Genomic DNA, 17,998 nt, shown 5'->3' on the forward strand with positions numbered 1-17,998 from the left:
GTGCGCCCGCCGGTCGGTGGGCGCACGCCGTACCCGAGGAGCGAAGGAGCCTATGAACCCGCGAGGGGACGCCATGAGCCCGCGAGAGGACGCCGCACCGAACGCCGCGCCGACCACGGCGCCGACCACGGCGTCCGGGGGCAGGAGACGGCCGCAGCTGACGGGACGGGCCGCGGTGCTCGCGGTCGTGGTGTGCGCCATCGCCGTGAGCCTCGCCTATCCCATCCGGGAGTACATCACGCAGCGCCGCAACATCGCCGAGCTCGAACAGCAGCGATCCCAGCTGCTCGCCGAGATCAAGGTGCTGGACGACCGGCGCAGGCAGCTGGCGGATCCCGCCTACAAGGACCGGCTCGCCAGGGAGCGGCTCTTCTACTGCGAGCCGGGCATGACGTGCCACGTCGTCATGGGCGACGAGCCCGCCAAGGACGCGAAGGCCGCGCCGGAACGGCAGGTCGCCGCGCCGCCGTGGTACCAGACGCTCTGGGAGTCGGTCGAGGCCGCGGACACGGGCAAGGGCAGGAAGGCGATCGGCGGCCGGTGACCGATACCCTGGAGGCCGTTCTTCAGGAGGGGTCCGGCGATGGTGGATGACCGCGACGTGGCGGCGGTGCGACGGCAGCTCGGCCGGGCGCCGCGAGGACTGCGGGCGGTGGCGCACCGGTGCCCGTGCGGGCTGCCCGACGTGGTGGAGACCGCGCCGCGGCTGCCGGACGGCTCGCCCTTCCCGACGCTGTTCTACCTGACGTGCCCGCGGGTCAACTCCGCCATCGGCACCCTGGAGAGCACGGGGATGATGAAGGACATGCGGGCCAGGCTCGCCGAGGACCCGGAGCTCGCCGCGGCCTACCGGGCCGCCCACGAGGACTACCTCGCCCGCCGCGACAAGGCCGCCGCCGAGGAGGGCCTGGAGCCGCTGCCGCGGGGCATGCAGAGCAGCGGCGGGATGCCGGACCGGGTCAAGTGCCTGCACGCGCTGGTCGCGCACGAGCTGGCGGCGCCGGGGACCAACCCCTTCGGCCGGGAGGCTCTCGACGCGCTCGGCGAGTGGTGGGCCGAGGGGCCGTGCTGTTCCGCCGGACCCGAGGATCCCGCGGAGCTCGCGGAGCTCGACGGATCCGCCGGGACAGGCGGGCCCAGCGCGCCCGCGACGCTCGTTGAGGAGGACGACAAGTGACGCGCCGCGTCGCCGCGATCGACTGCGGCACCAACTCCGTCCGTCTGCTCATCGCGGACATCGCCCATGACTCCCTGCACGACGTCGAGCGGCGGATGGAGATCGTCCGGCTCGGCCAGGGGGTGGACGAGACCGGCAGGCTGGCCCCCGAGGCCCTGGACCGCACCTTCACCGCGATGCGGGGCTACGCCGCGCTGATCGAGCGGCACGGGGCCGTCGCGGTCCGGGTGGTGGCGACCAGCGCCACCAGGGACGCCGCCAACCGGCAGGACTTCACGGACGGCGTGCGGGAGATCTTCGGCGTCGAGCCGGAGGTGGTCTCGGGCGCGGAGGAGGCCGACCTGTCGTTCGCCGGGGCGACCCGGGAGTTCGGGCGCCTGTCGCCGGAGACCGGCCTGCCCACTCCCGACGGCACGCGCCCGCCGTACCTCGTGGTGGACATCGGCGGCGGCTCCACCGAGTTCGTGGTCGGGTCGACGCACGTGGACGCGGGCCTGTCGGTGGACATCGGCTGCGTCCGGCTGTCCGAGCGGCACCTGCGAGGCGCGGGAGACCCGCCGGGCGCCGAGGCCGTCGAGGCGATGACCGCCGACATCGACGACGCGCTCGACCGGGTGCCGCAGGAGGTCCCGGTGGAGCGGGCGCTGACTCTCGTCGGGCTCGCGGGCTCGGTGACGACCGTCGCCGGAATAGCGCTTGATCTGGACGAATATGACCCGCATAAAATTCATCACTCACGCATAGCGGCGAATGAAGTACACGCTGTTTCCCGGCGCCTGCTGGAGATGTCCCACGCGGAGCGGGCGGCGATGGGGGTCATGCACCCCGGCCGCGTGGACGTCATCGGGGCGGGGGCGCTCATCCTGGACCGGGTCGTGCGGCGGTACGGCTTCGCGGAGGTCGTCGTCAGTGAGCGCGACATTCTCGATGGAATCGCCTGGTCGATAGCTAAAGCGTAACAACATCTGGACAAAGCCCCCAAGCGGGAGTATTGGAGATCGTTCCGTTTTATGGTTAGGTAAAGAAGCTTTAGTGAGGCTTTGCCGTGGGGCCCGGCACAGCTGTTGTCGGGGCGGCAACCGTCTCCGGAGCGGACTTTCGCTTCCCAACGAAACGGAGCACCCCCTCATGAAGTCCGGATTAGCGCGCAGGTTAGCTGCCATGGGAGCCAGCGCGGCCATGCTGGCGACCATGGCGACGGGTCTGTTGGCCTCCCCCGCAGCGGCGGCCACCGGATCCACCCAGGGGAAGACGACTTCCTCGACCTACACCAAGCCCAAGGCCAAGCCCGCGGTCTTCGCCGGCACCCCCAAGGTGTCGTTCTCCGCGGGCAGGGGCGAGTGCCCGGTACGGGTCACCTTCTCCTCGAAGATCAAGGTGAAGGCCGTCAAGGGCAAGACCACCGTGGCCTACCGCTGGCTGCGCGGTGACGGGTCCAAGAGCAAGATCAAGACCTTCACCGTCGGCAAGGGCGTCAAGCACGTCACGGTGAAGGAGTCGGCCGTCTTCAAGAAGGACCTGAAGGGCTGGCAGGCGCTTCAGGTTCTGACCCCGCGCAAGGCGACCTCGGGGAAGGCCTACTTCAAGGTCTCCTGTGACGACTGGGACGGCGGCTGGGACGGCGGCCACGGGCACCACTGGTACGCCGACGCCGACGCGTGGGTGGACGAGGGCAACTGCAAGGCCGTCCTGATCGGCCGGATCAGTGTCTCCAGCCCCCGCTGGGTGCACTACCGCTGGGTCGTCAACGGCCGCGTGATCGCCAGCGACTCGGTCAAGGTCTACGACTCCCGCCGGGTCACCCACGTGATCCGCACGGACAAGAGCCTGCACGGCTGGGCTCAGCTGCAGCTCGTGGGCCCGCGCCACGGCGACTCCAACCGGGTCGGGTTCAAGATCTGGTGCAAGGACTGGTCGCCCAAGGCCACCGCGTCGGTCAGCGCCCCCGGCGCCTACGACGGCTCCTGCCCGGTCGACCGTACCTTCCTCGGTGAGATCAGGGTCTCGTACGGCCACCGGGGCCACGTGAAGTACCGCTGGATCCGCAACGGCGTCCCCGGCGCCTGGGAGACCGTCTACGTCAGCGGCACCCGCACGGTGTCCGACACCTGGCGGGCGAGCGAGTCCGGCACGGCCACCCGCGCGATCGAGCTCTACCACGGCTCGACCACCGGGACCGTCACCGGCAAGGTCACCTGCACCGCCCCGGTGAACGTCACGCTCTCCAACGTGACGGCCGTCCACACCGCGGCCGGGTGCCCGAAGGGCGCGCTCAACCTCTCCGGCACCATCACCGCCACCGGCGCCACGACGGTCAGCTACGTCTGGACCGTCAACGGCAACGAGGTGAAGAAGGGGCAGATCACCTTCGGTGCGGGCGGCGGCAGCGAGCAGGTGCCGTTCTCCGCTGAATCGAACGGCCTGAAGAACGGCACGGCGACCCTGACGGTCGGCGGCAAGTCGCAGTCGGCGAACTACGACGCCGTCTGCGTCTCCGCCCAGGGGGACAACGAGGCCGGCGCCTGAGGATTGTGAAGGCTCCAGCCTGAGCTGAGAGAAGGCGGCGTCCGCTCCGTGCGGGCGCCGCTTTTCCATGTCCGCGGCTCCTCCCGCGGTGTCCGTGTCCGGTGGCCTCCCCTCCGCGGTGTCCGTGTCCGCGGCTTCCCCTCTGCCGTGTCCGTGGCTTCCCCCCGCGTCTCGGGCCGGGCGGGGGCTGGCACGATCGGGGCATGACCTTCGTTCCTCCGGGGTCCGGGTGGCCGGACGACCCCGCCCAGCCGGACACACCCGTCGCGCACGACCCCGCCGAGGTGGGGGAGCTCGCGTCCTCCAGCAGGGTCCTCGCCGACCTCACCGCCCGGCAGTCGGTCTGCCGCGCCTGCCCCCGCCTGGTGGCCTGGCGGGAGGAGGTCGCCACGGTCAGGCGCCGGGCGTTCGCCGAGGAGACCTACTGGGGGAGGCCCATCGCCGGGTGGGGGGAGGAGAAGCCGGAGATCCTCATCGTGGGGCTGGCTCCGGCGGCGCACGGCGGCAACCGGACCGGACGGATCTTCACCGGCGACCGGAGCGGGGACTGGCTGTTCGCCTCGCTGTACCGGACGGGCTTGGCCGTACAGGAGACGAGTGTCCGCGCCGGTGACGGGCAGCGGCTCATCGGCGCGCGGATGGTGGCCGCGGTCAGATGCGCGCCGCCGGACAACAAGCCGCTGCCCGAGGAACGGGCCGCGTGTTTCCCCTGGCTGGCCCGGGAGATCGCGCTGGTGGCCGAGAGTGTGCGGGTGGTGGTCGCGCTCGGGGGCTTCGCGTGGCAGGCCGTGTGGCCGGCGCTGAAGGACGCGGGCTACACCCTGCCCCGTCCGAGGCCCGCCTTCGGGCACGGGGCCGAGGTGGAGATCGCTCGGGGCGGAACTTCCGCTCATCTTCTCGGGTGTTACCACCCCAGCCAGCAGAACACATTCACCGGCCGGGTGACCGCTGAGATGCTCGACCAGGTCTTCATCAGGGCGAACGCGCTTCGGCACATGTGAACTCCATCACAAAGGGGAATTTTTGCCGAACTTTCCTCCGGAATTGAGACGAGTTCTGCTTTTTCTGGAAATTAGTGATGAAGTTATCAGGAGGTGCCCTGGTGTCGGCGGGAGTCGGGGACGTATGCTTGTGAAAGCTTTCACAAAGTCTCGGACCTAGAGGGGCGCCGAAGTGAACCGCAACTCCAAGCACATCGTGGTCGTCGGTGGCGGCTATGTCGGTCTCTACACGGTGCTACGGCTCCAGCGCACGCTCCGCAAGGAGCTGCGCGACGGCAGCGTGCGCATCACCGTCCTCACTCCCGAATCCCACATGACCTACCAGCCCTTCCTGCCCGAGGCGGCGGCGGGGAACCTCTCCCCCCGGCACGTGGTGGTCCCGCTCCGCCGGGTCCTGAAGAAGGCGGCGATCCTCAACGGCAAGGTCGCCAAGGTGAACCACGCCGACAAGACCGTGCTGTTCGAGCCGAACGTCGGCACCCCCCACGAGATCTCCTACGACCTCGTGGTGATGGCCGCCGGCTCGGTCTCCCGCACCCTGCCGATCCCCGGCCTGGCCGACGCCGCGATCGGCTTCAAGACGGTCGGCGAGGCGATCGCCCTGCGCAACCGGGTGCTCGGGCTCCTCGACCGGGCCGAGACGAACGACGACGAGGCGGTGCGCCGCCGTGCGCTGACGTTCGTCGTGGTCGGCGGCGGGTTCGCCGGCATCGAGGCCCTCGCCGAGCTGGAGGACATGGCGCTCGACGCGGTCCGCTACTACCACAACGTCAAGCGCGAGGACATGCGCTGGGTCCTGGTCGAGGCGACCGACCGGATCCTGCCCGAGGTCGGCCCGGAGATGGGCCGCTGGACCGCCGAGCAGCTGCGCGAGCGCGGCATCGAGGTCAAGATGAACACCCGCCTGGAGTCCTGCGAGGGCGGCCTGGTCAAGCTCTCCGACGGGGAGGAGTTCGAGTCGGCCACCATCGTGTGGACCGCCGGGGTGAAGCCCAGCCCGGTCGCGAACGCCGGTGACCTGCCGCTGGACGAGCGCGGCCGGATCAAGACCAGCACCCGGCTGACCGTGGTGGGCGCCAAGGACGCCTTCGCCGCGGGAGACGTGGCGGGGGTCCCCGACGTGACCAACCCGGGTCAGTACTGCGCGCCCAACGCCCAGCACGCGGTCCGGCAGGCCAAGGTGCTCGCCGACAACATCACCCGGTACCTCCACGGCAAGGAACTGGCGGATTACCGGCACAAGTACGTCGGATCGGTCGCGGGCCTGGGCCTGCACAAGGGCGTCGCCAACGTCTACGGGGTCAAGCTTCGTGGATTGCCTGCGTGGTTCATGCACCGCACCTACCATCTGTCCCGGGTGCCTACCGTGAACCGCAAGGTCCGCGTCATGGCCGACTGGACTCTGGCGCTGTTCTTCAAGCGGGAGACCGTCTCGCTCGGAGAGATCGAGGAGCCGCGGGCGGAGTTCCGCGCGGCGGCGACGGCCTGAGTTCGGGCACCCGAGGGAGGGAGCCGCTGGGCCACCTCGGGACGCGTCGCTGACTCTCTCCCGAGCCCCAGCCCGGGCCGGGAGGGAGTCGCGGATGAGCTTGTCAGCGGTCACCGTGCTGGGGGCCGACAGGCCGGGAGTGATCGCCGAGGTGACCTCGGCGATCACCCGGTCCGGTGCGAACATCGAAGACTCGGCGATGACGTTGCTCGGCGGCCATGTCGCGATGATGCTGCTGGTCTCCGGCGAGGTCCCGCCGGCTTCCGCCTTCCCCGGCCTGACCGTCACCGCCACGGAGGTGACCTCCCGTCGCCCTCCCGGAGGGGACGCGCCCGGTCTCGGCTACGTTCTCACCGCCCACGGGCCTGACCGCCCCGGGATCGTCTCGGAGATCAGCGGCGCGCTCGCCGCCGCCTCCGGGGTCATCACCGGCATGACCACCCGCCTGTGCGGGCGGCTGTACGTCCTGATCGCGGACGTGAGACTGCCCGAGGCGGTGGACGTGGCCGCCCTGATGCGTCACCTGTCCGCCGTGTGCGCCGGGCTCGGCTGCGAGATCACCTTCCGTCCCGCCGAGGCGGAGGTGCTCTGATGACCACCGGCGCCCGCGACGACGCGCCGCCCGGTGACATCCGCCGGGAGGCGGCGCAGGACGGCACCCGCCGGCAAGCACCCGCGGACAGCGTGCGCCGGGAAGCCCCGCCGGACGGCATCTGCCGTGAGGCGCTGCCGGACGGCGTCCGCCGCGAACTGGTCGGCGCCCCGCATCCCGTCCTGACCGCACGGGCCCTGCCCGTCGATCCCACCGATCCGCAGGTCGTCGCCGCCGCGGCCGACCTGCTGGCCAGCATGCGGCGATCCCGCTGCACGGGCCTGGCCGCGCCCCAGATCGGCCTGGGCTGGCGGCTGTTCTCCATCGACGTCTCCAGGCACCCGGGAACGCGCTCCTGCGCGGGAGAACTCGTCGTGGCCAACCCCCGCCTCGTCGCCGCCTCCCACTGGGCGACGGCCCGGGAGGGCTGCCTGTCCGTCCCGGGCCTCACCGGCGACGTCTCCCGCGCCACCCGCGTCACGATCCAGGGGGAGCGCCCGGGCAGCGGCGCTCCCCTCATCGTCCATGCCGACGCCTTCGAGGCCCGTTGCATCCAGCACCAGATGGACCACCTCGACGGAGTTCTCTTCCTCGACCGTGTCACGGGCACCCGGGCGGTCTACCGTGTTGTCCAGAAGGGGGTGAGACAGGTGACATGAGCAGTTACGCCCGAGTGTTCCGTTACGTATGATTGCGGCGCCCCCGTAGCCCAATGGCAGAGGCATACCCCTTAAAAGGGTCGTAGTGCGGGTTCGAGTCCCGCCGGGGGCACTCATGCCTTTCGCCGGAAAATCGCCTCTGACCAGCGGATAGGCCCTCAGGGATCTTCGCTGCCCATCGGGCGGCCCGTGACCGTCCCCGATCGTCTCCGGCTTGCCCGGGCACAGGCGGGTCCGAAAATCCGAGGGTTACCCAACTGTGATCACCCTCCCGGGGCGCCCGCGATCCACCTGCGGGCCGCCGTCGGCGCCCGGCCGTGCCCGCGGGCGCATCGGCGGCCCCCCCGGCGGCCTCATCCTCCTCCTCGGCGTCCCAGTCGTCCGGCACAGGACAGGCGGGTGTTCATCCGCCTGAAAAAGTGATATCACTTTGCTAATGCCAAGACATCACTTCTGAAGGAGCCTCATGACGGAACACCTCGACCTGCCCGCCCCGCAGGTGCGCGAGCGCATCGCCCGGGGCGCCTCGGGCTGGCTGGTCCTCTCCCTGTCCGTCCTGGTGATCCTCCTCAGCGTCGTGACCTTCATCGTCGGCGTGCAGCAGGAGGAATTCGCAGTCGTTGCGAGCGTCGTCGGCCTCAGCCTCCTGTTCGGGCTGGCCGCTCTGATCGCCCTGGCCGGCCTCACCCCCGTCGCACCCGGCGAAGCCCGCGTCCTTCAGCTCCTCGGCCGCTACACCGGAACCGTGCGCACCGACGGACTGCGCTGGGTCAACCCGTTCACCGCCAGGCGCAAGGTCTCCACCCGCATCCGCAACCACGAGACCGACGTGCTCAAGGTCAATGACGCCGACGGCAACCCCATCGAGATCGCCGCCGTCGTCGTCTGGCACGTCGAGGACACCGCCCGCGCCGTCTTCGAGGTCGACGACTTCATCGAGTTCGTCGCCATCCAGACCGAGACCGCCGTACGGCACATCGCCAACAGCTACGCCTACGACTCCCACGACACCGCCCAGATGTCCCTGCGCGACAACGCCGACGAGATCACCGCCCGGCTGTCGGAAGAGATCGGCGTGCGTGTCGCCGCCGCAGGAGTGAAGATCATCGAATCCCGGCTGACCCGTCTCGCCTACTCGCCCGAGATCGCCCACGCGATGCTCCGCAGGCAACAGGCCAACGCCATCGTCGCGGCCCGTACCCGCATCGTCGAAGGCGCGGTCGGCATGGTGGAAATGGCGCTGGTCCGCCTCGCCGAGAACGACGTCGTCGACCTCGACGAGGAACGCAAGGCCGCGATGGTCAGCAACCTGCTGGTGGTTCTGTGCGGCGACCGGGACGCCCAGCCCGTGGTCAACACAGGCACCCTCTACTCCTAGACCCATGGCCGCCGAACGGAAGAAGCTCCTCCTCCGGCTCGACCCCGCCGTGCACGACGCGCTCGCACGCTGGGCCGGCGACGAACTGCGCAGCACGAACGCCCAGATCGAGTACCTCCTGCGCAAGGCGCTCGCCGACGCCGGCCGCCTCCCCGGGGGACTCGGCCGGATCCGCGGACCCGGCAGGCCCCCCGCCGTACCCGACCCGGAAGAAGAATGACGTGGAAGTGCCCGACAGCCTCCCCCAGCGCATCTTCCTGCTGGCCTACAACCCGGACAAGGGCAGGGTCGGCGTGGACACCAACCTCGGCGCCATGCTCCGCGCCGCGGCCCTCGCCGACCTCTACCTGGGCGGCCACCTCACCGACGAACGCGGCCGCGTCGCCATCGGCGTCCGGCCCTCCCGCCGCGATCCCGTCCTCGACGCGCTCCTCGAAGAGATCGCCGGCTCCAGGCCGCGCACATGGCAGTCCTGGATCGACCGCCGGCAGCGCGCCGCACGCAGCGCGGTACGCCGGCAGCTCGGTGATCGCGGCTGGGTCCGCCTCCAACCCCGCCGGATCCTCGGGCTGTTCCCCACGACCAAGGTGACCATCCGCGACCCCCGCGTCCGCAAGGAACTCCTCGGCCGGGTCAGCGCCGCCCTGAAGAAACCCGTCGGCAGGGTCGACCCCGCCGACGCCGCACTCGTGGCCATCGTCGCCGCGGGCGACCTCACGCTCGTCCTCGACCGTAAGACCAGACGCGCCAACAAACGGCGCATCCAGGAACTCACCGAGCTCAGCGGACCGGTCGGCCCCGCCCTGCGCAAATCGATCCAGGCGGCCGCCGCTGCCGGTTAGTCGTCACCGGGAGGAGGGGAGCGACATGACTGACAGGCTCGACATCGACTGCGTCGCCGAGGCGGAGACCTCCTGCGAGCTCGATTGAGCCGTGCCGTGGCAGGCGACGCGCCGGCATCGGAGACCGATCGGAACGCCTCTGCCTGCAGATACAGCGGTTATGCCGACGAGGCGAGTGGGTAGGAATCATCTGGCCCGGAGTTCGGCCAGTACGGCTGTAGCGGGGCATCACCCACCACGACCGTTCCGCACCGATCAAGAGCGTGAGTGGAGGACCCGATGGCTTCCATACCTATACCTGTCGACGAGGCCGAACGTGTGGCGGAGCTGGCCACTCTGCAGTCTCTGACCACCGTTCCCGAACCCGACTTCAACGCCGTCGCCCGACTGGCCGCGACCGTCTGCCAGACACCGCTCGCGCTGGTCACCCTCATCGACGGCGAAGGTCAGGACTACAAGGGGCGCGTCGGCGTCACCGCGACCCGCGGCGGCCGGGAGGCGACGGCGTGCTCGTACGTCATCTGCAGTCGCGAGGTGCTGGAGATACCCGACGCACTGGCCGATGAGCGTTTCCTCGAGAACCCGTGGGTGACCGGTGAGCCGTACGTGCGCTTCTACTGCGGCGCGCCGATCGTCACCAGCCACGACCACGCCCTGGGCGCGGTGTGCGTGATGGACCACACGCCGGGCCGCCTGACCGGGGACCAGCACGAGGCGCTGACCACGCTGGCCGCCGCCACCGCCGGCCTGATGGAGGCCCGCTACTACACCCAGCGCGCCGACGAGATCATCACCCGGCTGAAGGAGACGGAGGAGCTGAAGAACCAGTTCCTGAGCACCGTCAACCACGAGCTGCGCACCCCGCTGACCTCGATCTCCAGTTACCTGCAGCTGATCCAGGACGACGAGCTGGACGAGGTGACCGAGCAGAAGTTCCTGCGGGTGATCGAACGCAACAGTCAACGCATCCTGACGCTGATCGACGACCTGCTGCTGGTGGCCAGTCTCAACGCCCGCACGGTCACCCACCGCCCGAGTGAGGTGGATCTGGCCGAGCTGGTCAGGCGCGCGGTGGAGAAGGTCATGCCCGCCGCCCGCGAATGCCACCTGATCGTGGCCGTGCACGCGCCCGCCTCGCTGAGGGTGTGGGCCGACGCCGCCGGGCTGGAGCACGCGCTGGCCCAGGTTCTGGACAACGCCATCAAGTTCACCGCGCCCGGCGGGAGCGTCGTGGTCATCGTCGAGGGCGGACCGGTCCCGACGATCGAGGTGCGCGACACCGGGATCGGCATCGCCCCGGCGGAGCTGGAGCACGTGCTGGAGGACTTCTACCGCGGCAGCCAGGCGGAGGAGCGGGCGATCGGCGGCACCGGCGTGGGGCTGTCCATCACCAACAAGATCGTCCAGTTGCACAGCGGACAGGTGCACATCGACAGCCGGCCCGGCCACGGCACCCGGGTGCGCATCAGCCTGCCCGGCACGGCCGGCGACGCGCCGCCGGAGCTCACCCGGCGGAACGGCCGGGCCGCGCGCCGCTAGGGTCCGCATCGAAGTCCTCGACCCGGCGGGCGGGCGGTCACGGCGGGGGCGTCGCCGGTCAGGGCCGCCAGTAGCTGCCGGGCGGTGGGTCTGGCCTGGGGCTGCTTGGCCAGTGCGGCGGCGACCAGGTCGCGGAGCGTGGCGGGGAGCGCGCCCAGGCCGGGGTCGACCGAGAGCACCAGGTGCATGAGGCAGCCCGCGCTCCCCGCCCGGAACGGGTCCTCTCCGGTCGCGGCGAAGACCATGACGCACCCCCAGCCGAACACGTCCGCCGGGATCCCGGCCCTCCGGCCGGTGAACACCTCCGGCGGCATGTAGGTCCGGACGTCCGTCGCCGGCCCGGCCGCGGTCACGGCCGTCTCCAGCGTCCGGGCCGTGCCCGGCCCGACCACCCGCGGGCCGTCCGGGCCGAGCAGCACGTTGTCCGGTTTCACGCCCCGGTGGGCCACGCCGGCGTCGTGGACCTCGGCCAGCGCCGCGGCGATCGCCGTGCCCAGCCGGAGCAGCTCGTCGCCGGTGACCACGCGGCCGCCCGCGACGGCCGCGCGCAGGCTCACCTCACGCGCGCCGAGGGGGGACGGCCCGGAACCGCCGACGCCTCCCGCATCCGGGTGGTCCGTCCCCGGTCGTCGCGAGTCATCGCCGATCGCTCCCGCCGCCATGCCGTCCCCCTGCCGTCCCCGACTTCTTCCGCAGCATTGGATGCGCGGGGCGGCGGGGAAGTTGCGGGTGAGGGGGGACGCGATGCACGGCGGAAGGACGGTACGGTGCAACCCTGGTGAGAGGCCGGTGAGGACGGTGGGGAAACCGGGAACTCATGGCGTGGACAGCGCGTTGAGGATATCGGCGGTAGCCGTACGGCCACGCACACGAAAATATAGATATAGGCACGATACGGCCGTGTGACAACCGATCTAATACGCTGATCGTGTAGGTCGCAGCGTGGAGGCAGCGATGGAAAGCAAGAACCCCGTATTCAACCGGATGCCCCAGGGCCAGCAGCCCGGGGGCTATCCGACCCCGACCCCTGAGCAGCTTCAGGGCATGTACGACAGCCCGTCGTACGCACCGCCCGCGCAGCGGCCCATGACGATCGACGACGTGGTCGTGCGCGGTTTCATGACCCTGGGCACCCTGGTCGTCTCGGCCGCCGTGGCCTGGACCCTCAACCTGGGCTACGGCGCGGCGATCGCCGGCGTGCTCGTCGGGCTGGTCCTCGCCCTGATCATCACGTTCAAGCAGAGCACCAACCCGGCCCTGATCCTCGGCTACTCGGTCGCCTACGGCGTCGCCGTCGGTGTGATCAGCCACCAGTTCAACAACTTCTACGACGGCATCGTCTTCCAGGCGGTGCTGGGCACGGCACTCGCCTTCGGGGCGATGCTCACGGTCTACTCGCTCCGGATCATCCGGGTCACGCCGAAGTTCACCAAGTTCGTCGTGGGGGCGGGTCTCGCCCTGATGGGCGCCCTGCTCGTCAACATGCTCGTGAGCTTCTTCGTCCCCGGGGGCCTCGGCCTCCGCGACGGCAGCCCGCTGGCCATCGCGGTCAGCGTCATCGCGATCCTCGTCGGCTGCTTCTTCCTGCTCCTCGACTTCGACCAGGTCGAGCAGGGCGTGAAGTACGGCGCCCCGGCGAAGTACTCCTGGCTGATGGCCTTCGGCCTGACCATGACCCTGGTCTGGATCTACCTGGAGGTCCTGCGCCTGCTGAGCTACTTCTCGGGCGACGACTGATCGAAGGCCGGCCGCGCCGGATGATCTGAGGCCGGCAGCCGCCTACCCGTGAAGAACCCCGTCGGAGCAGCTCCGACGGGGTTCTTTTATGCGGTGAAGCCGGGGCATCCGTGAACGAAACGCAACCGAAGGCAACCGAAGCGTGACAGGAGCGTGTCGTCGGGTCTTGCCATCTGCGGTTCCGTGATGCACTGTCAATCCAAGGAGCCCTATCCGTGGAGGTGCCCATGTCGTTGAACCACTCACCGGAGACGCAGAGCAAACTGATCGCAAGGGTCCCGACTATCACGGGACGCGCACTCCCAGAGTGGTTTCAAGCTATCGACAACGGTCCGTCGTTCCTCCGCTGCGATGAGCGTGCCAACTGGCTCGCGGACGAGCACGGGCTGACCCACGGCTACGCCGCCGCCATCGTGCACGAGCACGAGCGGCAGCGCCGCCACCACCTGTAGCAGCCGCCTTCTCTCCGAGGGCCCGTGCCGCCACCGGGTGGTGCGGGCTCTCGCGCATTCCGGGCCCTTCGCGCGACCCGGCGGCGCCGTCCGCACGCGGGTCCTCTCGTGGGTCCTCACGGGTTCTCGCGGGCTCCCGCCGGGCTCTGCGGGCCCTGCGCGCACCTTCCGAGGCGCGCCCCGAGGATGCGGCTCTCCCGCGTCACCCGGTGGTGCGCCCTCTCGCCTGTCCGAGGATGATGGGGATCATGGATCTCGACAAGGCATGCGAATTCCTCCGCTCCAACCACCGCGCGGTCATGCTGACCTGGCACGTCGACGGGAGACCCCAGCTCTCCCCGGTCACCGTGGGGATCGACGCCCAGGGACGCGCGATCATCAGCACCCGGGAGACCTCGGTGAAGGTCCGCAACCTCCGCCGGGACTCCCGGGTGGCGCTCTGCGTGACCACGGACGCCTTCTTCGGCCAGTGGATCCAGATCGAGGGGACGGCGGAGATCGTTTCGCTGCCGGAGGCGATGGACCTCCTGGTGAGCTACTACCGCGACATCTCCGGTGAGCACCCCGACTGGGACGACTACCGGGCGGCCATGGAACGGGACCGGCGGGTGATCGTGCGTTTCGACATCACCCGGGCCGGTCCCGACGTCCACGGCTGAGGGAAGGACTAGCCCAGGCGCTCCAGGACCATGGCCATGCCCTGGCCGCCGCCCACGCACATGGTCTCCAGGCCGATCGACTTGTCGTGGAACCGGAGGCTGTTGATCAGCGTGGAGGTGATCCGGGCGCCGGTCATGCCGAACGGGTGCCCCACCGCGATGGCGCCGCCGTTGACGTTGAGCCGGTCGAGGTCGATGCCCAGGTCCTTGTAGGACGGGATGACCTGGGCGGCGAAGGCCTCGTTGATCTCGACGAGGTCCACGTCGCCGATGGACATGCCGGCCCGCGCCAGGGCCTGCTTGCTGGCCTCGACCGGGCCCAGCCCCATGATCTCGGGGGACAGGCCGGTCACACCGGTGGAGACGATCCGGGCCAGCGGGGTGATGCCCAGCTCGGCGGCCTTGGTGTCGCTCATCACGATGACCGCGGCGGCGCCGTCATTCAGCGGGCAGCAGTTGCCCGCGGTGACCGTGCCGTCGGGGCGGAAGACCGGCTTGAGCTGGGAGACGGCCTCGTAGGTGGTGCCGGCGCGGGGGCCGTCGTCCTTGCTGACCACGGTCCCGTCCGGCAGGGTCACCGGGGTGATGTCCTGCTCCCAGAAGCCGTTGGAGAGGGCCTTCTCGGCCAGGTTCTGGGAGCGGACGCCGAACTCGTCCTGCTCCTGGCGGGAGACGCCCTTGATCCCGGCGAGGTTCTCCGCGGTCTGGCCCATCGCGATGTAGATGTCGGGCAGCGCGCCGTCCTCGCGGGGGTCGCGCCAGGTCTGGCCGCCCTCGGCGGCCTTGGCCGTACGGCCCTGCGCCTCGGCGAACAGCGGGTTCTGCGTGTCGGGCAGCGAGTCGGAGTTGCCCTTGACGAAGCGGGAGACGACCTCCACGCCCGCCGAGACGAACACGTCGCCCTCGCCGGCCTTGATCGCGTGGAACGCCATCCGGGTGGTCTGCAGCGAGGACGAGCAGTAGCGGGTGACGGTGGTGCCCGGCACGGTGTCGAGCCCCAGCAGGGTGGAGACCACGCGGGCCATGTTGAAGCCCTGCTCGCCGCCGGGCAGGCCGCAGCCCAGCATCACGTCGTCGATGGTGTTCGGGTCGAGCTGGGGGACCTTGGCCAGCGCGGCCTTGATCATCTGTACGGTCAGGTCGTCGGGACGGATGTCCTTGAGTGACCCCTTGAAGGCGCGTCCGATGGGCGAGCGCGCGGTCGCGACGATGACTGCCTCGGGCATGTGCTCTCCTGTGGTCATGGCAACGCTGACGCGTCGCGGCTCGGGGGTGAGAGCCGGCTCCCGCCCTCGCCGCGCCCGCAGCGCGGCTGCGGGCGTGCCTCGGACGGTGTGCCGGAGCCCCCTCGCGGGTCTGTTCGCTAATCGCTCCTTCTGCGGAGATTACCCTTCGGTAGTCCGCCCATCATGACCCGGGGGTGGAAGAAACAGAACTTTGTTACGTGATGCCAAAGGGGTGCGTTGTTCGGAGGTCATCCGTACAATGCCGACGCGTCCGCGGCTGGGCCGGAGGTCATCCGTACATGCCCGGTGAGGTGACGGTGGCGTCGTTGACCGCGTGCAGGCCGCCCTTCTCGTCGCGCCAGACCCGCCAGCCGCCCTGGCTGCCGGTGAACCAGCCGGGCGGGGGGCCGGCGTTCGCCGTGCGCTTGCCGGTGGCCAGGTCGAACTCGCACAGCGAGGCCACCGAGTAGAACCCGGGGTGCTGTCCCTTGAGGGGGAGCGGCTTGGGATCGGTGACGCAGAAGGACCAGCCCTTCGGCTCCCTGTCCTCCAGGCTCTTGCCGGTGGCCAGGTCGAAAGCGGTCCCGGGCTTGCCGTGGCGGAGGAAGCCGATCTTGTCCATCCGGGAGGGGAAGGCCAGCCACCAGCCCGAGGCGGGGACCTGGCTCGCCGGGATCTGGCCGAGGACCCGGCCGCTCTCGGCGTCCAGCCGGGCGAACCCGCCGTACTGGCCCCGCTGGTCGACGGGGCGGACCACCGGGACGTAGCCGGGGTTGCCGCTGGGGTAGACGCGCACCACCGAGGGGCGCATCCAGTTGACCCCGCCGTCGGAGAGCCGCACGGAGAAGAGCCCGAAGGTGGAGACCTTCTTGGTCCGGGGATTGGTGTAGGGGGCGACGTAGCCGACGAGGTCCTCGGAGGTCGCGCCGAAGGACCAGCCGCCCGACAGGTCCACTCCGGCGCCGAGCGCCCGCTCGATCGGCTGCCGCCACAGGGGCTTGCCGGTCCGCAGGTCGTAGGCCTCCAGGACGGGGTTGCGGGCCATGCGCAGGAACACCGCGCGGGTGGCGTCGGCCCACTCGACCTCGGCGATCCCGGGGATCTTCCACGCCGGCGCGCCGGTGGCCGGGTCGAGCACGACGACCCGGGCCGCCGAGAGCGCGGTGTGCTCCGGCACGCAGACGAACGGCCCGCACTGCTGCGGGCCGAAGGTCGAGTGCACCGGGCGGGCCCACTTCGGGGCCCCGGTCCGCACGTCGCGGCCGACGAGCCGGGCGTTCCAGCGGCCCTTGCGGAACGGGTCGAGGGTCACCGCCACGGCATGGCCCTTGCCGGTCTCGACGATCGCGGGGGGCGGCACGCCCATCCCCGGCAGACGGCCCGCCATGGTCGTGGGAGAGGACCACAGCCGCTTGCCCGAGGCGAGGTCGAGGGCGACGTTCTCCAGTGTCCCGTCGGGCTTCATGGTCGTCGCCATGACGACGCCCCCGGCGACGACCGTGCGGCTCACCGTGTTCAGTCCGGTGTCGTGCCAGGTGGGGTACTCCTGCGTGGCCGCTTCACTGCCGGAGCAGCCGGCCAGGGACAGGGCGCAGGCGAGCGCCAGAGCCGGTTTCGCATGAGGCCGGATCACGGTCATTCCACTCCAAAGAGGCGAGGCGTGACGGCATCGCCGCGGAGCGTGACCGAGCTCAGGCGTCGTGAGGCAGCGCTCCGGGCCGCCGACGGAGCCGTGTCACCCACCGCCCGTGGGGACCCATCGCTCGGCCGGCGACGCGGGTCGCGGACACCTCGGCGCCGGGCTCCTCCGCGGCTCTGGCCGCCGCGAGGTAGATCGACTCACCGCGCGCGGGCCGGGGCTCTGGCCACAGCTCCAGCGCGGTGCACACAGACGGTAGCACCGCGTAAGCGGCTTGTAGGTAGCCTCGGCGAGATGGGTGGTAACGGTCTGGTCCGAACATCTCGCCCGGATTTGCGGCGAATTCTGGTCCGAGAAGGTCCGCGAACGCCACCGTCCGCCCGCCCGCCTCCACGACCGCGACGGTCTGCGCGGCGGCGAGCTCCCGGCTCCAGCGGCGGGCCACCCAGCGCAGCGGCTGCGCCAGCGGGCGGACCGTGCCGAGATCCGGGCAGGTGCCCACGACCACCTCGGCTCCGGCCTCGCGCAGCCGCCGCACGGCCTTCTGCAGGTGCCGTACGGCCTGCGCCGGAAACGTCTGGGTGGTGATGTCGTTGCTGCCGATGAAGATGACCGCGATCTCCGGGTTCGCGTTGAGCGCCCGGTCGACCTGCTCGCCGAGCTCGGCGGAGGCCGCCCCCGAGACGCCGACCGCGACGAGCCGGACCGGCCGCTCGGCCACGGCCGCCAGGCCGCACGCGATGAGCACGCCGGGAGTGTCGGCCGGGTCGGTCATGCCCAGGCCGATCGAGGTGGAGTCGCCCAGCATGGCCAGGCGGATCGGCTCGCCCGCGAAGTCGCCGTAGACCCCGTCGGAGGGCGGGCCGTCCAGGCCGTGCGGACGGCCGATGACCCGGCGGGCCAGGATGCCCTGGGCGTACAGGAGCCCGTACGTCGCCACGCCGAGGGCGGTGAGACCGCCTCCCCCCACCGCCGCGGTGGCCGCGATGCGCCGGGCGGCCCGCGCCACCCCCGGTGTCCAGATCACAGCACATTCTCTTCCCTGATCGTCCTGGGATTCACCTGCGCACCTGCGGCGGTGC

19 protein-coding genes and 1 tRNA gene are annotated in these 17,998 nt (G+C 70.6%); 16 read left to right on the forward strand and 4 right to left on the reverse strand.

Annotated elements, in window-relative coordinates; translation table 11 throughout:
- Window positions 1-73 precede the first annotated feature (73 nt).
- From Plo01_RS18205 to Plo01_RS18265, 13 genes are all read left to right on the forward strand, one after another.
- Window positions 74-544: a septum formation initiator family protein gene (locus Plo01_RS18205; RefSeq protein ID WP_239316592.1), complete on the forward strand. Its 471-nt coding sequence runs from the start codon at window positions 74-76 to the stop codon at window positions 542-544.
- A gap of 39 nt (window positions 545-583) precedes the next feature.
- Window positions 584-1,177: a DUF501 domain-containing protein gene (locus Plo01_RS18210; RefSeq protein WP_203891821.1), complete on the forward strand. Its 594-nt coding sequence runs from the start codon at window positions 584-586 to the stop codon at window positions 1,175-1,177.
- Window positions 1,174-2,136 carry a Ppx/GppA phosphatase family protein gene (locus Plo01_RS18215; RefSeq protein WP_203891822.1) on the forward strand — a complete coding sequence of 321 codons (963 nt, stop codon included), beginning with the start codon at window positions 1,174-1,176 and terminating at the stop codon, window positions 2,134-2,136. Before Plo01_RS18210 ends, Plo01_RS18215 begins: the two co-directional genes overlap by 4 nt.
- 202 nt (window positions 2,137-2,338) lie before the next feature.
- The gene (locus Plo01_RS18220; RefSeq protein WP_203891823.1) at window positions 2,339-3,703 is read left to right on the forward strand and encodes a hypothetical protein; all 1,365 of its coding nucleotides are present in this window, start codon (window positions 2,339-2,341) and stop codon (window positions 3,701-3,703) included.
- Window positions 3,704-3,906: 203 nt separating this feature from the next.
- Entirely contained in the window at window positions 3,907-4,704 is a 798-nt protein-coding gene (locus tag Plo01_RS18225) for a uracil-DNA glycosylase (RefSeq protein ID WP_203891824.1), read from the forward strand.
- Window positions 4,705-4,876: 172 nt separating this feature from the next.
- Complete coding sequence (locus tag Plo01_RS18230; protein ID WP_203891825.1) at window positions 4,877-6,193, forward strand: NAD(P)/FAD-dependent oxidoreductase; 1,317 nt, start codon at window positions 4,877-4,879, stop codon at window positions 6,191-6,193.
- Window positions 6,194-6,287: 94 nt separating this feature from the next.
- Window positions 6,288-6,785: a glycine cleavage system transcriptional repressor gene (locus Plo01_RS18235; protein WP_203891826.1), complete on the forward strand. Its 498-nt coding sequence runs from the start codon at window positions 6,288-6,290 to the stop codon at window positions 6,783-6,785.
- Window positions 6,785-7,444, forward strand: coding sequence for a peptide deformylase (def, locus tag Plo01_RS18240; protein WP_203891827.1), 660 nt, complete (start codon window positions 6,785-6,787; stop codon window positions 7,442-7,444). Before Plo01_RS18235 ends, def begins: the two co-directional genes overlap by 1 nt.
- Before the next feature lie 39 nt (window positions 7,445-7,483).
- Window positions 7,484-7,556: transfer RNA gene (locus Plo01_RS18245), tRNA-Leu, on the forward strand.
- 354 nt (window positions 7,557-7,910) lie between these two features.
- Complete coding sequence (locus Plo01_RS18250; protein ID WP_203891828.1) at window positions 7,911-8,822, forward strand: SPFH domain-containing protein; 912 nt, start codon at window positions 7,911-7,913, stop codon at window positions 8,820-8,822.
- A gap of 4 nt (window positions 8,823-8,826) precedes the next feature.
- Window positions 8,827-9,042 carry a type II toxin-antitoxin system antitoxin gene (locus Plo01_RS18255; RefSeq protein WP_203891829.1) on the forward strand — a complete coding sequence of 72 codons (216 nt, stop codon included), beginning with the start codon at window positions 8,827-8,829 and terminating at the stop codon, window positions 9,040-9,042.
- Window position 9,043: 1 nt separating this feature from the next.
- Entirely contained in the window at window positions 9,044-9,664 is a 621-nt protein-coding gene (locus tag Plo01_RS18260; protein ID WP_203891830.1) for a GOLPH3/VPS74 family protein, read from the forward strand.
- Window positions 9,665-9,943: 279 nt separating this feature from the next.
- Window positions 9,944-11,203: a GAF domain-containing sensor histidine kinase gene (locus Plo01_RS18265; protein WP_203891831.1), complete on the forward strand. Its 1,260-nt coding sequence runs from the start codon at window positions 9,944-9,946 to the stop codon at window positions 11,201-11,203.
- Here Plo01_RS18265 and Plo01_RS18270 read toward each other — a convergent pair.
- Window positions 11,200-11,760 (reverse strand): protein kinase domain-containing protein, encoded by a 561-nt coding sequence (locus Plo01_RS18270; RefSeq protein ID WP_203891832.1) that lies wholly within the window; start codon window positions 11,758-11,760, stop codon window positions 11,200-11,202. The genes Plo01_RS18265 and Plo01_RS18270 overlap by 4 nt on opposite strands.
- Window positions 11,761-12,157: 397 nt before the next feature.
- On the opposite strand from Plo01_RS18270, the gene Plo01_RS18275 reads away from it, so the two are divergent.
- The 3 genes from Plo01_RS18275 to Plo01_RS18285 all read left to right on the forward strand — a co-directional run bounded on the left by Plo01_RS18275 (window position 12,158) and on the right by Plo01_RS18285 (window position 14,051).
- Window positions 12,158-12,940 (forward strand): Bax inhibitor-1/YccA family protein, encoded by a 783-nt coding sequence (locus Plo01_RS18275; protein ID WP_203891833.1) that lies wholly within the window; start codon window positions 12,158-12,160, stop codon window positions 12,938-12,940.
- Between the two features lie 227 nt (window positions 12,941-13,167).
- A complete protein-coding gene (locus Plo01_RS18280; RefSeq protein ID WP_203891916.1) occupies window positions 13,168-13,392 on the forward strand; it encodes a DUF4287 domain-containing protein in 225 nt (74 codons plus the stop codon).
- A gap of 248 nt (window positions 13,393-13,640) precedes the next feature.
- Window positions 13,641-14,051 carry a PPOX class F420-dependent oxidoreductase gene (locus tag Plo01_RS18285; RefSeq protein ID WP_203891834.1) on the forward strand — a complete coding sequence of 137 codons (411 nt, stop codon included), beginning with the start codon at window positions 13,641-13,643 and terminating at the stop codon, window positions 14,049-14,051.
- Window positions 14,052-14,059: 8 nt separating this feature from the next.
- Here Plo01_RS18285 and Plo01_RS18290 read toward each other — a convergent pair whose 3' ends face one another.
- From Plo01_RS18290 to Plo01_RS18300, 3 genes are all read right to left on the reverse strand, one after another.
- Entirely contained in the window at window positions 14,060-15,277 is a 1,218-nt protein-coding gene (locus Plo01_RS18290) for an acetyl-CoA C-acetyltransferase (RefSeq protein WP_203891835.1), read from the reverse strand.
- Window positions 15,278-15,566: 289 nt separating this feature from the next.
- Window positions 15,567-16,916, reverse strand: a complete 1,350-nt coding sequence (locus Plo01_RS18295; protein WP_203891836.1) for an outer membrane protein assembly factor BamB family protein — start codon at window positions 16,914-16,916, stop codon at window positions 15,567-15,569.
- 52 nt (window positions 16,917-16,968) lie between these two features.
- The gene (locus Plo01_RS18300) at window positions 16,969-17,943 is read right to left on the reverse strand and encodes an SGNH/GDSL hydrolase family protein (protein WP_239316594.1); all 975 of its coding nucleotides are present in this window, start codon (window positions 17,941-17,943) and stop codon (window positions 16,969-16,971) included.
- Between the last annotated feature and the right edge of the window lie 55 nt (window positions 17,944-17,998).

It is taken from the genome of Planobispora longispora (assembly GCF_016863135.1).
Classification (GTDB): Bacteria; Actinomycetota; Actinomycetes; order Streptosporangiales; family Streptosporangiaceae; genus Planobispora; species Planobispora longispora.

Bases quoted from the DNA above. Each gene is read 5' to 3' on its own strand.
- Plo01_RS18205 (WP_239316592.1), top strand. From the start codon at position 74: ATGAGCCCGCGAGAGGACGCCGCACCGAACGCCGCGCCGACCACGGCG.
- Plo01_RS18210 (WP_203891821.1), top strand. From the start codon at position 584: ATGGTGGATGACCGCGACGTGGCGGCGGTGCGACGGCAGCTCGGCCGG.
- Plo01_RS18220 (WP_203891823.1), top strand. From the start codon at position 2,339: ATGGGAGCCAGCGCGGCCATGCTGGCGACCATGGCGACGGGTCTGTTG.
- Plo01_RS18225 (WP_203891824.1), top strand. From the start codon at position 3,907: ATGACCTTCGTTCCTCCGGGGTCCGGGTGGCCGGACGACCCCGCCCAG.
- Plo01_RS18235 (WP_203891826.1), top strand. From the start codon at position 6,288: ATGAGCTTGTCAGCGGTCACCGTGCTGGGGGCCGACAGGCCGGGAGTG.
- def (WP_203891827.1), top strand. From the start codon at position 6,785: ATGACCACCGGCGCCCGCGACGACGCGCCGCCCGGTGACATCCGCCGG.
- Plo01_RS18250 (WP_203891828.1), top strand. From the start codon at position 7,911: ATGACGGAACACCTCGACCTGCCCGCCCCGCAGGTGCGCGAGCGCATC.
- Plo01_RS18255 (WP_203891829.1), top strand. From the start codon at position 8,827: ATGGCCGCCGAACGGAAGAAGCTCCTCCTCCGGCTCGACCCCGCCGTG.
- Plo01_RS18265 (WP_203891831.1), top strand. From the start codon at position 9,944: ATGGCTTCCATACCTATACCTGTCGACGAGGCCGAACGTGTGGCGGAG.
- Plo01_RS18275 (WP_203891833.1), top strand. From the start codon at position 12,158: ATGGAAAGCAAGAACCCCGTATTCAACCGGATGCCCCAGGGCCAGCAG.
- Plo01_RS18280 (WP_203891916.1), top strand. From the start codon at position 13,168: ATGTCGTTGAACCACTCACCGGAGACGCAGAGCAAACTGATCGCAAGG.
- Plo01_RS18285 (WP_203891834.1), top strand. From the start codon at position 13,641: ATGGATCTCGACAAGGCATGCGAATTCCTCCGCTCCAACCACCGCGCG.
- Plo01_RS18290 (WP_203891835.1), bottom strand. From the start codon at position 15,277: ATGCCCGAGGCAGTCATCGTCGCGACCGCGCGCTCGCCCATCGGACGC.
- Plo01_RS18295 (WP_203891836.1), bottom strand. From the start codon at position 16,916: ATGACCGTGATCCGGCCTCATGCGAAACCGGCTCTGGCGCTCGCCTGC.